11 protein-coding genes and 2 pseudogenes are annotated in these 13836 nt (G+C 73.1%); 7 read left to right on the top strand and 6 right to left on the bottom strand.

Going from position 1 to position 13836, the window contains the following annotated elements; all coding sequences use genetic code 11:
• Together JD77_RS01845 and JD77_RS01850 are read right to left on the bottom strand one after the other, a co-directional pair.
• Positions 1-999: a carbohydrate ABC transporter permease gene (locus JD77_RS01845; RefSeq protein ID WP_145772748.1), complete on the bottom strand. Its 999-nt coding sequence runs from the start codon at positions 997-999 to the stop codon at positions 1-3.
• Entirely contained in the window at positions 996-2276 is a 1281-nt protein-coding gene (locus JD77_RS01850; protein WP_145772749.1) for an ABC transporter substrate-binding protein, read from the bottom strand. The genes JD77_RS01845 and JD77_RS01850 overlap by 4 nt, the downstream gene beginning before the upstream one ends.
• A 219-nt stretch (positions 2277-2495) precedes the next feature.
• Between JD77_RS01850 and JD77_RS01855 the strand changes: the two genes are divergently transcribed.
• The 3 genes and pseudogenes from JD77_RS01855 (at position 2496) to JD77_RS01865 (ending at position 3606) form a co-directional block, all read left to right on the top strand.
• A complete protein-coding gene (locus JD77_RS01855; protein ID WP_145772750.1) occupies positions 2496-2921 on the top strand; it encodes a VOC family protein in 426 nt (141 codons plus the stop codon).
• Positions 2922-3070: 149 nt separating this feature from the next.
• Positions 3071-3303, top strand: a pseudogene (locus tag JD77_RS01860) (hypothetical protein); the annotation flags it as partial.
• A gap of 27 nt (positions 3304-3330) precedes the next feature.
• On the top strand, positions 3331-3606 hold the full coding sequence (locus JD77_RS01865; protein ID WP_145777372.1) for a hypothetical protein: 276 nt from the start codon (positions 3331-3333) through the stop codon (positions 3604-3606).
• Positions 3607-3989: 383 nt separating this feature from the next.
• Here JD77_RS01865 and JD77_RS01870 read toward each other — a convergent pair whose 3' ends face one another.
• Both JD77_RS01870 and JD77_RS01875 read right to left on the bottom strand, forming a co-directional pair.
• Entirely contained in the window at positions 3990-4700 is a 711-nt protein-coding gene (locus JD77_RS01870) for an HAD family hydrolase (protein WP_145772751.1), read from the bottom strand.
• Positions 4701-4851: 151 nt separating this feature from the next.
• A complete protein-coding gene (locus tag JD77_RS01875) occupies positions 4852-7590 on the bottom strand; it encodes an MGH1-like glycoside hydrolase domain-containing protein (protein WP_145772752.1) in 2739 nt (912 codons plus the stop codon).
• Positions 7591-7632: 42 nt separating this feature from the next.
• Here JD77_RS01875 and JD77_RS01880 point away from each other — a divergent pair.
• From JD77_RS01880 to JD77_RS01895, 4 genes and pseudogenes are all read left to right on the top strand, one after another.
• Positions 7633-9575 (top strand): annotated as a pseudogene (locus JD77_RS01880) (amylo-alpha-1,6-glucosidase).
• 132 nt (positions 9576-9707) lie between these two features.
• Entirely contained in the window at positions 9708-10313 is a 606-nt protein-coding gene (locus JD77_RS01885) for a YdeI/OmpD-associated family protein (protein ID WP_145772753.1), read from the top strand.
• 173 nt (positions 10314-10486) lie between these two features.
• Positions 10487-11815, top strand: coding sequence for a glycosyltransferase family 4 protein (locus tag JD77_RS01890; RefSeq protein WP_145772754.1), 1329 nt, complete (start codon positions 10487-10489; stop codon positions 11813-11815).
• A 130-nt stretch (positions 11816-11945) separates the two neighbouring features.
• Entirely contained in the window at positions 11946-12755 is an 810-nt protein-coding gene (locus JD77_RS01895) for a metal-dependent hydrolase (RefSeq protein ID WP_145772755.1), read from the top strand.
• A gap of 33 nt (positions 12756-12788) precedes the next feature.
• On the opposite strand, the gene JD77_RS34630 is transcribed toward JD77_RS01895, so the two are convergent.
• Together JD77_RS34630 and JD77_RS01900 are read right to left on the bottom strand one after the other, a co-directional pair.
• A complete protein-coding gene (locus JD77_RS34630) occupies positions 12789-12914 on the bottom strand; it encodes a hypothetical protein (protein WP_281292076.1) in 126 nt (41 codons plus the stop codon).
• Between the two features lie 158 nt (positions 12915-13072).
• Positions 13073-13666 carry a nucleotidyltransferase family protein gene (locus JD77_RS01900; RefSeq protein WP_145772756.1) on the bottom strand — a complete coding sequence of 198 codons (594 nt, stop codon included), beginning with the start codon at positions 13664-13666 and terminating at the stop codon, positions 13073-13075.
• Positions 13667-13836: the final 170 nt, after the last annotated feature.

Here is a 13836-nt window from a genome sequence, read left to right on the forward strand (position 1 = left end):
TCAGCGCCTCTCCCCATCGTCGCTGCCGGGGGCAGCGGTGCCGAACAGCTTCACGAACACGAACGCGATGACCGCCACGGCGAGGAAGATCAGCACCGACATGGTCGACCCGATGCCGAGGTTCAGCCCGCGGATCAGGTTGTTGTAGGCGAGCATCGACACGGACGAGGTCTCGTTGCCGCCGGCGGTCAGCACGAAGATGTTGTCGAAGACCCGGAACGCGTCGAGCGTGCGGAACAGCAGCGCGACCAGGATGGCCGGTTTCATCACCGGCAGCATGACCTTGGTGAACCGCTGCCAGGCGGTGGCGCCGTCGGTGGAGGCGGCCTTGAGCAGGTCCTCCGGGACCAGGGCCAGCCCGGCCATCAGCAGCAGCGCCATGAACGGGGTGGTCTTCCAGATCTCGGCGAGCATGATGATCGCCAGTGAGCTGGCCCGCTCGGTCAACGGTGCGCCCTCGCCGAACAGGTTCGCCAGGTAGCCGGTGCCGGGCGTCCAGGCGTACCGCCAGGAGAACGCGGCGACGACCGTGACGATCCCGTACGGGATCAGCGCCGCCGTGCGGACGATCCCCCGGCCGACCAGGGTGCGGTGCATGATCAGCGCCAGCCCCATGCCGAGCACCAGCTCGACGGCGACCGTGACGACGGTGATCAGCGCGGTCACGCCGAACGCGGTCCACCAGAACTCGTTGGTCAGCACCGTCGCGTAGTTGTCCAGCCCGACGAACTCGCGCTGGTCGGGAAAGCGCAGGTCGAAGCGCTGTAGCGACAGCCAGACCGAGTAGATGATCGGGTACGCCGTCACCGCCACCATGACCAGCGCGGCCGGCGCGCAGAGCAGCCAACCCAGCCGGCGCTCGGCCCGCTTGTTCTCGCTCAGCGGGGCCTTCGCCGTCCGGCGGCCGGTCCGCTGCGCCGGCACGGCGGCGTGCCGGCCGGCGCGGCCGGCCTCGTCCGCGGCGGCCTTCGCCCCGCCGGGCGTCACGTTCGTACTCACGGCAGCACCCCCTTCGATTGCAGGGCGTCGGAGATGGCGTCGCGCAGCTCGTCCGCGGTCTGCTCGGGCCGGATCTGCGACGGCGGCGACAGGATCGCGGACATCACCGTGGAGATGCTCTGGTACGCGGGGGTCAGCGGCCGGACCGCCGGCTCTTTCAGCTCCTCCAGGATGGTCTCCTTCATCGGGTACGCCTTGTCCATCTCCGGGTCGTCGTAGACCTTCTCGATGGTTGGCGGCACCCCGTCGTTGACCGCCGAGAACCTCTGGTTCCGCGCGTCGCGGATGCACCTCGCGGCCTCGAACGACTCCGCGGGGTGGGTGGAGTACGCGCTGACCGCCATGTTGATGCCGCCGATGGTGACCCGGCTCGGGGTGTCCGCGTCGATGCCCGGCACCCGGGCCCACTTCACGGTCTTCGCCAGCTCCGGGCTCGCCTCCTGCATGGCCGGGTAGACGAAGGGCCAGTTGACCTGGAACGCTCCGGCGCCGGACTGGAACTCCAGCCGGACCGGATCCTCGGTGGCGTTGCTGAACGACGGCGACGTCACGCCCGACGTGGCGAGCTTCCTGAGCTGGTCGAGGGCCTTGACCGTGCCGGCGTCCATCACGGCCCGCTTGCCGTCGTCGCTGAGGATCTTCCCGCCGGCGCTCTCGGCCAGGGTGTTGTAGAGGACCACCAGGCCCTCGTACTGGGCGCCCATGGTCAGCACCTGGTACGGCTTGCCGTCCCGCTTGAGCTGCTGCGCGGCGGAGATCATCTCGTCCCACGTCTTCGGGGGCTGCTGCGCCAGGTCGCTGCGATACCACAGCAGCTGGACGTTCGTGTGCTTCGGCGCGGCGTACAGCTTGCCCTGGTAGCGAGCGGTGTCCAGCGGGCCGGCGAGGGTGCCCTGCTCCGCCTCCGCCTTGTCCTGGCCGGTCCACTCCCGGATCCAGTTCGCGCTGGCGAACTCCTGGGTCCAGGTGACGTCGAGGCCGAGCACGTCCATCCCCGTGTCCCGGGCCGCGAGCCGGCGGACCATCTGCACCCGCTGGTCGTCGGCCTGGCGCGGCAGCACCCGGTAGGCGATCTTGTAGCGCCCGCCGGCCTCGGCGTTGCAGGTGTCCACCACCTTCTGCAGGTTCTGCTCCGGCGCGTAGTACAGGTTGATGGTGGGTGTACCGCCGTCACCGCCGGAGCCGCACGCGGCCAGCGGCGCGACCAGCGCCAGCGCGGCGGCGGCCGCGGCCACCCGGGCGGCCGGCCGGCGCCGGTGGCGGGCCGGGTGTGTCATCGCCCTCCCCCTCTCTTCGGCGACAGGCCGGGGAGGTCACCCGTGCCCCGGCACACGGCGAGACGGTCAGGGGCGGGCTCGACGAGCTGACGCCGAGCACGCCCCGGGCGTTTCGTGCGGGGAACACTGCCCGACCGGCGAAGCCGCGAAACCTGCCCGCGACGCGGCGCACCCGCCGGGTAGCCCGGCGCCACGCCCCGGGCCAGGCATGATGTCCGGATGATCGCGCGATTCAAGGACCTCTGCATCGACGCCGCGGACGCCCGCCACCTGGCCGACTTCTGGGCCCGGATCCTCGGCGGCGAGGCGGTCGACACCGGCGACGGCGACGCCCGGGTCGATCCCAGGCCCGGGGGTAAGGGCCCGGAGTCGATCTGGGTCAACCAGGTGCCCGAGCCGCGCACCGGCAAGACCCGGGTGCACCTCGACCTGCGCCTCGCCGAGCCGGAGCCGGCGGCCATGCTGGCGGCCGGGGCCCGGCTGGTCCGCGAGCCGGACGTCGACCTGGCCGGGCCGGACCCGACCCGGCTGATCGCCGCCGGGGCGACGCTGCTGCGCGAGCCCGACGCCGACATCCGGTGGTGGGTGCTGGCCGACCCGGAGGGCAACGAGTTCTGCGCCTTCGCGCCCCGCCCGGCGGCCTGAACCGTCGGCGAGGCGCCTTGCGTCCCATTGTTCCGGAGCGCCACCTCTCCCGGCCCACCCCGGCCTGGCCGAACGGTTGGTATTGGCGCGAACCATCCTCCGCCCGTCCCCCGGTTGGGCAGGATCGTCCGCAACGAGGAGGTGCCGTGGTGCAGGACACCCGCGCGCTCGCCCCGACGTTCGAGGTGAGCGGCCTGCCACCGGTCGAGACCGAGGCCCAGTCCGTCTTCGCCGCCGGGCACCCGCAGGCGAAGCGGGTACGGGCCTGCTCCGGCCGGCCTGCGGGGCGGCCCAACGCACGGGCTGGACACCGCTGGGCGGGCCGGTCGAGCCGGGTGGCCGCCGTACCGGCCGTGGTTTGACCGGCGTCCGCGGTGGGGTACCGCGCACGCCGACGAAGGGAGCGCCGATGTCGGAGCCACACGTCACGCTGGACCCGAGCGGGCTTGACCCCGTGCAGCGCAAGTTGCGCGGCCCGCTGGAGGAGCAGCTGACCTCGGCGCTGCAGGCGGCCACGGAACGGGTCCGGGCCGGCTACGCGGGCGAGCCGGTCGAGCAGGTCTGCCAGCGGCTGCTGGACGAGACACGGTCCGGGCTGCATCCCGACATCGCCGCCGGCTTCGAGCCGGACATGGAGGAGTTCTGCCGGGTGGCGGTGGCGATCGTCCGGGGCGACGTGACCTGATCCGCGCCGACCGGACGCCGGGCACGGGTCAGGGCCGGGTCCGCAACTCCCCGGCCCTGACCCACCAGCCGTCCGGCGGGGCAGCGGAATCTCGCCGTTCCGAGCGCGCGGGCGTGGCACGCCGCCCACGCCGGGCCCGATGCGGCGATCCGGCCCGCATGCACTCAGCTCCACGGTGCTCCGCCGCCGGACCACGGTGCGCTCCGACTCACCCCGAAGAGCCGTGAACGCGGGCCCAGGTTAGGCGCGTCGCCGCAGGTGGGACAAGGTGCTTCGGGCCCACCACGGGGTGATTAATGTCAATGCGAAAAAGTGGCATGTCGCCGTAACAGGGCCAGCCCCGCCGGCGCTGTTACCCACCGGGAGCGGGTGGGGCCCCGGCCTCAGAAATGCGCGAGCAGGTCCGGGAAGGCCGCCAGCCGCAGCACCCCGGTGTCGGTGGGGTCCAGGTCGTCGTGCTCCAGCACCCAGGTGTTCTCGTTCGGGATGAACACCGCCCGCATCCCGGCCGCCCGGGCGGGCACGATGTCGGACTTCGGGGAGTTGCCGATCATCCACGCGACGGTCGGGTCGAAGCGGTGCTCCCGGGCCAGCCACCGGTAGGTGTCGACGTCCTTCTCCTTCACGATGTGCGCGGCGTGGAAGTGGTGCAGCAGGCCGCAGGCGTCGAGCTTGCGCTGCTGCTCCTCCTGGTCGCCCTTGGTCAGCAGCAGCAGGCGGTACCGCCCGGCGAGCGCGTCCAGCGTCGCGGCGACCCCGGGCATCAGCTCGACCCGGTGCGCCACCAGCGCCTCGGCCAGCGCGTCGATCTCGCGGCGCTCCGCGTCGGTGGCCGGCCGCTCGCGCAGCCGCTCCAGGCACTCCCCCAGGCTGCGCAGGAAGACCTTGCTGCCGTACCCGTGGACGAAGGCGTTGGCCCGCTCGACGTCGTCGAGGATGACCCGGATCTCCGTACGGTCCAGCGTCGGGTGGTCCAGCCAGTCCAGGAAGTCGTCGATCACCCGCTCGAAGAGGACGTTGTTCTCCCACAGCGTGTCGTCCGCGTCGAACACCAGCACCTCGGCGTCGCGGCGCCGCCCCGTGACCTGCTGCATCGGCTTCCTCCCCGGTAACCCGGGACACGGTACTGCCCGCGGCGGATCAGCGGCACGCGGGTTTCGCCGGGCCCCGTGTCGCCGACATGGGCGCATCCGCGCGGCTCGGACACCGCCATGTCGCCGCCATGGCCACGATCACGTCGCGCGGTCAGCGGCGCAGGGTGAGGATCAGGTCGGCGACCAGTGCCGTCCAGCCCGTCTGGTGCCACGCCCCCAGCCCGGCGCCGTTGTCGCCGTGGAAGTACTCGGGGAAGGCGATCAGGTCCCGCCAGTCGGGGTGGGTCTGGAACAGCTGGCAGGCGCCGTAGATGGGCCGGCGGCCCCAACCGTCCCGGGTGAACAGCGCGATCAGCCGGGCGGACAGGTCGTCGGCGATCTCGTCGAGGCTGCGCTTCACCCCCGAGCGTGTCGGGTACTCGACCTGGAGGTCGTCGCCGAAGAACGCGGCGTAGTCGCGCAGTGCGCCGATCAGCAGGAAGTTGGTGGGCATCCAGATCGGGCCGCGCCAGTTGGAGTTGCCGCCGAACAGGCCGCTGGTCGACTCGGCCGGCTCGTAGCCGACGCCGAACTCCTGCCCGCCGAGGGTCACCGTGAACGGCTTGTCCAGGTGGGCGCGGCTGAGGGTGCGCAGGCCGTAGTCGGAGAGGAACTCGTCGGCGTCGAGCATCCGGGCCAGCAGCCTGACCACCTGCTCAGGGCCGACCATGGACAGCAGCCGCTGCTGGCGGCCGTCCGGGCCGATCCGGCGGGCGCCGATCACGTCGGCGTACTCGGGGCGGTTGGCGAGGAACCAGCGCACCCGCGCGCCCAGCTCGGGCAGCCGGTGCAGGGTGCGGGCGGTGAGCCGGGTGGTGGCGGCCAGCGGCAGCAGCCCGACCACCGAGCGCACCTTCAGCGGCACCATGGTGCCGTCGGTGAGCCGCAGCACGTCGTAGAAGAACGCGTCCTCGTCGTCCCACAACCCCTGCGAGTACGCGGCGGCGGCGATGTACGCGAAGTGCTCGAAGAACTTCGTGGCGGTGTCCGCCCAGGCGCTGTCCCGCTCGGCCAGCACGATCGCGATGTCGAGCAGGTTCAGCGCGTACATGGCCATCCAGCCGGTGCCGTCGGACTGCTCCAGGACCCCGGCCACCGGCAGGGCGGCCGACCGGTCGAACGCGCCGACGTTGTCCAGCCCGAGGAAGCCGCCCTCGAAGAGGTTGTTGCCGTTGACGTCCTTGCGGTTGACCCACCAGGTGAAGTTGATCAGCAGTTTGTGCATGACCCGGGCGAGGAAGTCGTGGTCACGGGAGCCGTCGATCTCGAACACCCTCAGCGCCGCCCAGGCGTGCACCGGCGGGTTCACGTCCCCGAACGCCCACTCGTACGCCGGGATCTGCCCGTTGGGGTGCAGGTACCACTCGCGGAGCAGGAGCAGCAGCTGGGACTTGGCGAAGCCGGGATCGACCCGGGCGATGCTGACGCAGTGGAAGGCCAGGTCCCAGGCCGCGTACCAGGGATATTCCCAGGGGTCGGGCATGGAGATCACGTCGAAGCTGTTCATGTGCCACCAGGCGCTGTTGCGCCCGTGCCGGCGGCCGGCCGGCGGGGGCGCCGAGCCGGGGTCGCCCTCCAGCCACCGCTTGACGTCGAAGTGGTAGAACTGCTTGCCCCACATCAGCCCGGCGATGGCCTGCCGGGCGACGAGGGCCTCGTCGGCGGTGGCGGCGGCCGGGATGACCCCGTCGAAGAAGTGGTTCGCCTCGGCCCGGCGCGCCCAGACCACCGCGTCGAAGCCGGCGCCCAGGTCGGCCGGCGGCGGCGTCGTCCCCCCGGGCGGCGGGGCGGTGCGGGTCAGCCGCAGCCGGATCTGCCGCTGCCCGCCCGCGGGCACGTCGAGCACGTAGTGCAGGGCGCCCTTGGTGCCCTCCCGGTCCGGGTTGACCGTGGCCGCGCCGTTCACCACGTGGTCGTTGATCCCGTCCTTCGGGTACGGCGAGCGGCCCGGCAGCCCCCACAGCCGCTCGGCGTTGGTGTCGTTGTCGCACAGCAGCGGGACGGGGTCGCCGTCGCCCTCCAGCAGGATCTGCCCGAGCACCCAGTGCTCGCCGAGCAGCCGGGCGCCGGAGCCAGCACCGGAGCCGGAGCCGGCGGGCGAGCCGACGATGCGGGGCACCCGGTCCCCGCCGGGCAGCCCCCACGCCCAGGTGTTGCGGAACCACAGCGTGGGCAGCACGTGCAGCCGCTCGGCGGTGTCCCCCCGATTCGCCACCGTCACCACCACACACATGTCCGTGGGGGACGCCTTGGCGTAGTCGACGGTCACCGCCCAGTACCGGTCGTCGTCGAAGATGCCCGTGTCGACCAGCTCGTACTCGGTGTCGTCGCGGCCGCGCAGCGCGTTGACGGCGACCAGTTCGTCATAGGGGAAGGCGGCCTGTGGGTAGTGGTACCGCCAGCGCATCCAGGAGTGGGTGGGCGTGGAGTCGAGGTACCACCAGTACTCCTTGACGTCCTCGCCGTGGTTGCCCCCGTCGCCGCCGAGGCCGAACATCCGTTCCTTGAGGATCGGGTCGCGCCCGTTCCACAGGGCGAGGGCGAGGCAGAACGTCTGCCGGTCGTCGCAGACGCCCGCCATGCCGTCCTCGTTCCACCGGTACGCTCGCGACCGTGCGTGGTCGTGGGGAAAGTAGTCCCAGGCCGTACCGTGTTCGCTGTAGTCCTCCCGTACCGTGCCCCATGCCCGTTCGGAGAGGTAGGGGCCCCATGCCCGCCAGTCCTGCTCGCCGGCGTCGGCCTGGGCGAGCCGGAGCCGCTCGGCGTCGGGTGCGGGCGCGGAGGGGGGTGGCACGTCCGTGATCACGTGCCCATCTTCGACGCCGCCGGGGTACTTCACCACACGGGCCATTGTTGTCGTGGCGCGTCGCACCACGCCGCCGCTGGAGGAAAGTTGAACGACATCAGGTTCGGTCCGCAGGTGTGCGGACAGCTCCCGGCCGGCGCGGCCAGGGAGTGGCTGGTCCCGGACGGCCGGGGCGGCTACGCCATGGGCACCGTCAGCGGGCTGCGCACCCGCCGCTACCACGGGCTGCTGGTGGTCGCCGGCCCGACGCCGGCGTCCCGGAACGTGGGACTGGTCAGCCTGGACCCGGCCGTCACCCTCCCCTCCGGAGCACGGGTACGCCTCGGCGCGCACGAGTGGTCCTCCGGGGCGGTCGACCCGCGCGGCTTCGAGCTGCTGGAACGCTTCGACCTGACCGACGGGCTGCCCCGCTGGCGGTGGCGGATCGGCGACGTGGTGATCGAACGCGAGCTGGCCATGGCGTACGGCCGGTCCTGCGTCGCGGTGGTGCACCGGCTGGTCTCCGGCGGCCCGGTGACGCTGGAGCTGTCGGCGGCCTGCACCTGGCGGGACGCGCACGGCGAGCGGCGCGCGGACGGCCCGGCGCCCCGGGTCGAGCCGGTTGCCGGCGGCGCGGTGGTCGACGGCGCGTTCCGCCTGGCCGGGCCCGGCTGGACGCCGGAGGGGCAGTGGTGGCGGGGGGTGCACCACCGCGAGGAGGCCGCCCGCGGGCTGCAGCCGGAGGAGGACCTCTGGCACGCGGGACGGTTCTCCGGCGCGCTGGAGCGCCCCGGCGACACGGTGTCGGTGCTCGCCTGGGCCGACGACCTGGCGGCCGAGCCGGCGCCGGCGGCCGAGATCGTCGAGGCCGCGCGGCGGCGCAACCGCGAGGTGGTCGCCGCGGCCCGGCCGGCCGACGCCGTGGAGGCCACCCTGGCCCTGGCCGCCGACGCGTTCGTGGTGCGCACCGCCACCGGCCCGGACGTGGTGGCCGGCTACCCCTGGTTCGGCGCCTGGTCCCGGGACACCATGACCTCCTACGAGGGGCTGTTCCTCTGCACCGGCCGCGCGGACGAGGGCCGCGAGCTGCTGCGCGCGTACGCGGCGACGCTGTCGGAGGGGATGCTGGCGAACACCGCCGACACGGGGCGGGTGGAGTACAACACGGTCGACGCGACGCTGTGGTTCCTGCACGCGGTCGCCCGGCACGTCGCCGTCACCGGGGACACCGACCTCGCCGCCGAGCTGCTGCCGGCGCTGCGCGGGGTGGTCGACGCGCACCTGGCCGGCACCCGGTACGGCATCGTCGTCGACCCCGCCGACGGGCTGATCACCCAGGGCGGCACCCCGGGCACCGCGCTGACCTGGATGGACGCCCGGGTGTACGGGGTTCCGGTCACCCCCCGCACCGGCAAGCCGGTGGAGGTCAACGCGCTGTGGGTCAACGGGCTGGCCGGCCTCGCCGAGCTGGCCGAGCGGGTGGGCGGGGACGCCGCCGAGCTGCGGCGGCTGCACGCCCGCGCCGCCGCGGCGTTCCGCGACCGGTACCCGGCCCCGGCCGGCTGGCTGTACGACGTGGTGGACGCGCCCGCGCCGGCGTACCCGCTGGGCGGCGCCCCGGTCCACGACGACGACCTGCTGCGGCCGAACCAGTTGCTGGCCTGGTCGCTGCCGTACGCCCCGCTGGAGCCGGACGAGCCGACCCTGCGCCGGGTGGCCGTCGGCCTGCTCACCCCGCTCGGGCCGCGCAGCCTCTCCCCGACTCGCCCGGCTACGCGGGCCGGCACCGGGGCGGCCCGGCCGAGCGGGACGGCGCGTACCACCAGGGCACCGTGTGGCCCTGGCTGCTCGGCCCGTGGGTGGACGCGGCGCGGCGGGCGAAGCTGCCGGTCGACGAGTTCCTCGTCGGGGTCGACGCCCATCTGACCGAACACGGCCTGGGCTCGGTCAGCGAGACGGCCGAGGGGGAGCCTCCGCACGCCGCGACCGGCTGCCCCTTCCAGGCGTGGTCGGTCGCGGAGGTGCTACGCGCGCGGCGGGCCTGCCGTTGATGTCGAGACCGTCCTGAGCATCGAGGTCCTGCCCCCGGCGGTCCGCCGAGCGACCGGCGCGCCGGCAGCCCGACGAGTCGGGCGGTCCAACACGCAGAGGCCGCGGCCACGGCGTAGCGATAGCCTGCCGTCATGGCGAGCGCCGAACTGGATGAGTTGATCGTCGCGGACGCGGACGCGCTGCGCGCGTGGTTGTCGGCCAACCACGCCACGTCGCCCGGTGTCTGGCTCGCCCTGACCAAGAAGGGCGGCACAGTCACGACGCTGACGTGGCAGCAGGCGGTCGACGAGGCCCTGTGTTTCGGCTGGATCGACGGGCAGGCCCGTAGACGGGATCAGGAAAGCTCCTGGATCCGGTTCACCCCTCGCAGGCCCCGCAGTTCCTGGTCACAACGCAACGTCGCCCACGTGGCCCGGCTGCAGGCGCAGGGGCGAATGCTGCCCCCGGGCCGCGCCGCGGTAGAAGCCGCGAAAGCGGACGGGCGGTGGGCGGCCGCCTACGCCCCGCCGTCGGAAGCCGAGGTGCCGGCCGACCTCCTCGCCGCCATCGCCGCCGACCCCGCCGCCCAGGCCATGTTCGACGTACTCACCAAAACCAACCGGTTCGCGCTCATCTACCGCGTCAATGCCGTCAAACGGGCGCAGACCCGCGAGCGGAAGATCAGCGAGTTCGTTGCCATGCTGGCCCGTCACGAAACGATTTACCCGCAGAAGGCCAAGCCTCCGCACTCGCCGTAACGCGACGCAACGCTGAAGGGCGGAGCACCGGCCCGCGGTCAGCGCTTTACATGCCGGCAACGGCGGCGTCGCCGCCGGGTATCGAGGCGGCGGCAGGATTGGTCCCGATCCGCGAGCGCGTCACCGGCGGCCGGCCGGCGGCGCGTGCCGGAGGACAACTCAAGGGAGCCTTCATGTCACCTGCCGCCGACGTGATCGACATCCAGCCCGCCCGGCGCCAGCGCGTGCTGATGCTGTCCTGGGAGTACCCGCCGGTGCTCGTCGGCGGCCTCGGCCGCCACGTCCACGCCCTCTCCGTCGCCCTCGCCGCCACCGGCCACCACGTCACCGTCATCACCCGCCACGCCCCCGGCGCACCCCTCGAGGAATACGCCGACGGCGTCCGCATCCTCCGCGCCCCCGAAGACCCCGTCGCCTTCCCTCTCGCCACCCCCAGCCTCCTCGCCTGGACCATGGCCTTCAACCACACCCTCACCCGCACCGCCCTCCGCGCCACCGAAGCCGACACCTACGACGTCATCCACGCCCACGACTGGCTCGTCGCCCACACCGCCATCACCCTGCGCGACCACCTCGACCTCCCCCTCGTCACCACCATCCACGCCACCGAAGCCGGCCGACACCAGGGCTGGCTCCCCGACGAGATGAACCGCACCATCCACGGCGTCGAACACTGGCTCAGCACCGAGTCCAACCGGGTCATCGCCTGCTCCGGCTACATGCGCGACCAGGTGACCCGGCTGTTCGACGTGCCCGCCAACCGCGTGGACGTCGTGCCGAACGGGGTGGACAGCCGGGCCTGGCAGGCCCGCCCCCGCGCGGTCGCCGCCGCCCGGGCCCGCTTCGCCGGCGACGGCCCCCTGGTCGGGTACGCCGGCCGGCTCGTCTACGAGAAGGGCGTGCAGCACCTGGTGCACGCCGTGCCGTACCTGCGCGAGCGGCACCCCGGGCTGCGGGTGGTGATCGCCGGCGACGGCCCGTACCGGGACGAGCTGGTCGACCAGGCGCACCGGCTGCGGCTGGCCGACAGCGTGCGGTTCGCCGGTTTCCTGGACGCCACCCAGCTCCCGGCGCTGCTGGCGGCGACCGACGCCACCGTGATCCCCAGCCTGTACGAGCCGTTCGGCATGATCGCCCTGGAGGCCGCCGCGGCCGGCGCGCCCCTGGCCGTCGCCGCCACCGGCGGGCTCGCCGAGATCGTCGAGCCCGGCGTCACCGGCGTGACGTTCCCGCACGACGATCCGGACGCGCTCGCCGGCGCGGTCCACCGGCTACTGGGCGACGAGGTGCTCTCCCGGCGGATGGCGCGCCGGGCCCGGGCGATGGTCGACGAGCGGTACGGCTGGGCGACCATCGCCGCCCACACCGCGCGCCGGTACGCCGCCGCCCGCCGGGAGCACGCCCCGCTGCGGGCGCGCCGGACCGGGCGTCCGGCCGCCGGTCGGCCCCGGATCGCCATCCCCGAGGGGAACCTGCTGGCGGCCGGCACGCCCACCCGTTGAGCCCCGCGCCCCCCATCCCGCGAGAACGCGACATCATCCCCAGTGGACCGTCCGGGTGATTGCCCCCCGGCGGCCGTTCTGTCAGAGTGGCGTAGTTTGTGGATCAAGACCCTGGGGAGGGCGAGGCGTCATGATGGGACCGTCCCACGCGCTGTCGGGCGCGGCTGTGTGGCTGGCCGGCTCCTGGGCGCTCGACCAGTTCGCCGACTACCACCAGTCGCCGCTGGCGCTGGCGGTGGGCACAGCGGTCTGCGCCGGCGGGGCGCTCTTTCCCGACCTCGACCTGTCCGGCAAGGTGACCCGCAACCAGGGCGGCGCCACGGTGGCCCGCACCTTCGGCGTGTTCAGCCTCTTCCTCGCCGAGGTGATGGAGAAGGTCTCGCTCGGCGTCTACTACGTCACCAAGCTCAGCAAGGACCCGAAGCGCAACAACGGCCACCGCACCCTGACCCACACCATCCCGTTCACGGTGCTGGTGGGCTGGGGCACCACCGCTCTCTGCGCCGCGTACGGCAAGTGGGCCGTGGTGAGCATCCTGTTCTTCATGATCGGGCTGGCGCTGCGCGGGCTGTTCGACCGGTGGGCGGAGCGGGCCGGCTGGGTGATCGTCACCCTGGCCTCGGCCGCCGCCGCCTGGTACACCTTCGCGAACCTCCCCGGCGACCGGGGCTACCCGATGATCGGGCTGGCCGTCGGCGTCGGCTGTTTCGTGCACATCCTCGGCGACATGATCACCCGGGCCGGGGTGCCGATCCTCTGGCCCATCCCGATCAAACGGCGGATGTGGACGATGATCGGCCTGCCGAACAAGATCGCCCTGCGTACCGGCAGCAAGGCCGAGGTGGTGGTGCTGCGCGCCGCCATGACCGTGGTCGCCGTGCTGGCCGCCGTCGGGCTGGTCGCCCCCTCGCTCCTGCGCAGGTTCAACATCGAGATCTGACGGGTCGCCGGCCGGCGCCGGCGGCCGTTGACGTCAGCCGGCGCAGGCGTCCGCCCAGCGGGCGAGCAGCTCCAGCACGGGCCGGCGGCCGGCGAACATCTCGGCCTCCCCGCGCGGGTCGTAGCTCTGCCGGGTGCCGCCGCCGATCCGGTCGAGCATCAGCGGGGCCAGCCGGAAGTACTTCGCCGCCCCGGTGAGCCGGACCGCGCGGACGACGGTGTCCGGGTCGACGGCCCCGCGCAGCCGCCCCGACCCTTCAGCCGACGGAAATCATCGACCCGTACGGGCGCTGAGGCAGGCGGCTCGGTCACCGACTGTCAGACGCCGACCCGCTGGGGCGGGACGTTGAGGCCGTACAGGGCCATCAGCTCCGGGGTGTCGACCCGGCTGCCGTCGGCCACCGAGTCGCAGGAGATGTCGACGATCTCGTCCTTGTGCGCCATCAGGTAGGGGCGGGCGCCCACGTCGGCGCTGGCCAGCGTGGCGATGCCGGACCAGTGCCGGCGGCCGAAGAGCATCGGGTACCCGCGCAGCCCGTCGTAGGTGGCGCAGACCAGCACGTCGGGGTACGGCAGGGCGACCACCCGCCGCACCGCGGCGGCGGTGAGCCCCGGCATGTCCACCGGCACCACCACGACCGCCTCGATCTCCTCGCCGGTCAGCGCGGCCAGGCCGGCCCGGATGGACGAGCCGACGCCGGTCCCCCAGGCCCGGTTGATCACCACTGTCGCCCGCGTCAGTTTCGCGATCTCGCGGACCTGGTCCGCCGCCGGGCCCAGCACGACGACGATCTGCCCGCACCCCGCCTCGGTCAGCGTGTCGACCATTCGGTCCACCAGGGGCTTCTCCCCCTGGTGGAGCAGCGCCTCGGGGCCGCCGATGCGGCGTCCACCGCCAGCGGCGATGATCATTCCTGCGATCCGGTTCAGCGGGCCACCTCCACTGTCGACGGGGACCCGCCCAGCCGCACACCACGTCCGTCCCCTCGTACGCACATGGGATGCAACGAGCGCACCGGCGATGAGTTCCGGGGCGAAACGGATATTTGTCGCAGTACGGGCGCCGAACGCGGTCCGCCGGC

This window comes from Micromonospora olivasterospora, assembly GCF_007830265.1.
GTDB lineage: Bacteria > Actinomycetota > Actinomycetes > Mycobacteriales > Micromonosporaceae > Micromonospora > Micromonospora olivasterospora.

Excerpts from the sequence above, each read along its gene's own strand:
- JD77_RS34630 (WP_281292076.1), bottom strand. The coding sequence starts at position 12,914 with ATGCTCGACCGGATCGGCGGCGGCACCCGGCAGAGCTACGACCCGCGC.
- JD77_RS01850 (WP_145772749.1), bottom strand. The coding sequence starts at position 2,276 with ATGACACACCCGGCCCGCCACCGGCGCCGGCCGGCCGCCCGGGTGGCC.
- JD77_RS01875 (WP_145772752.1), bottom strand. The coding sequence starts at position 7,590 with ATGGCCCGTGTGGTGAAGTACCCCGGCGGCGTCGAAGATGGGCACGTG.
- JD77_RS01900 (WP_145772756.1), bottom strand. The coding sequence starts at position 13,666 with ATGATCATCGCCGCTGGCGGTGGACGCCGCATCGGCGGCCCCGAGGCG.
- JD77_RS01865 (WP_145777372.1), top strand. The coding sequence starts at position 3,331 with ATGTCGGAGCCACACGTCACGCTGGACCCGAGCGGGCTTGACCCCGTG.
- JD77_RS01890 (WP_145772754.1), top strand. The coding sequence starts at position 10,487 with ATGTCACCTGCCGCCGACGTGATCGACATCCAGCCCGCCCGGCGCCAG.
- JD77_RS01870 (WP_145772751.1), bottom strand. The coding sequence starts at position 4,700 with ATGCAGCAGGTCACGGGGCGGCGCCGCGACGCCGAGGTGCTGGTGTTC.
- JD77_RS01895 (WP_145772755.1), top strand. The coding sequence starts at position 11,946 with ATGATGGGACCGTCCCACGCGCTGTCGGGCGCGGCTGTGTGGCTGGCC.
- JD77_RS01855 (WP_145772750.1), top strand. The coding sequence starts at position 2,496 with ATGATCGCGCGATTCAAGGACCTCTGCATCGACGCCGCGGACGCCCGC.
- JD77_RS01885 (WP_145772753.1), top strand. The coding sequence starts at position 9,708 with ATGGCGAGCGCCGAACTGGATGAGTTGATCGTCGCGGACGCGGACGCG.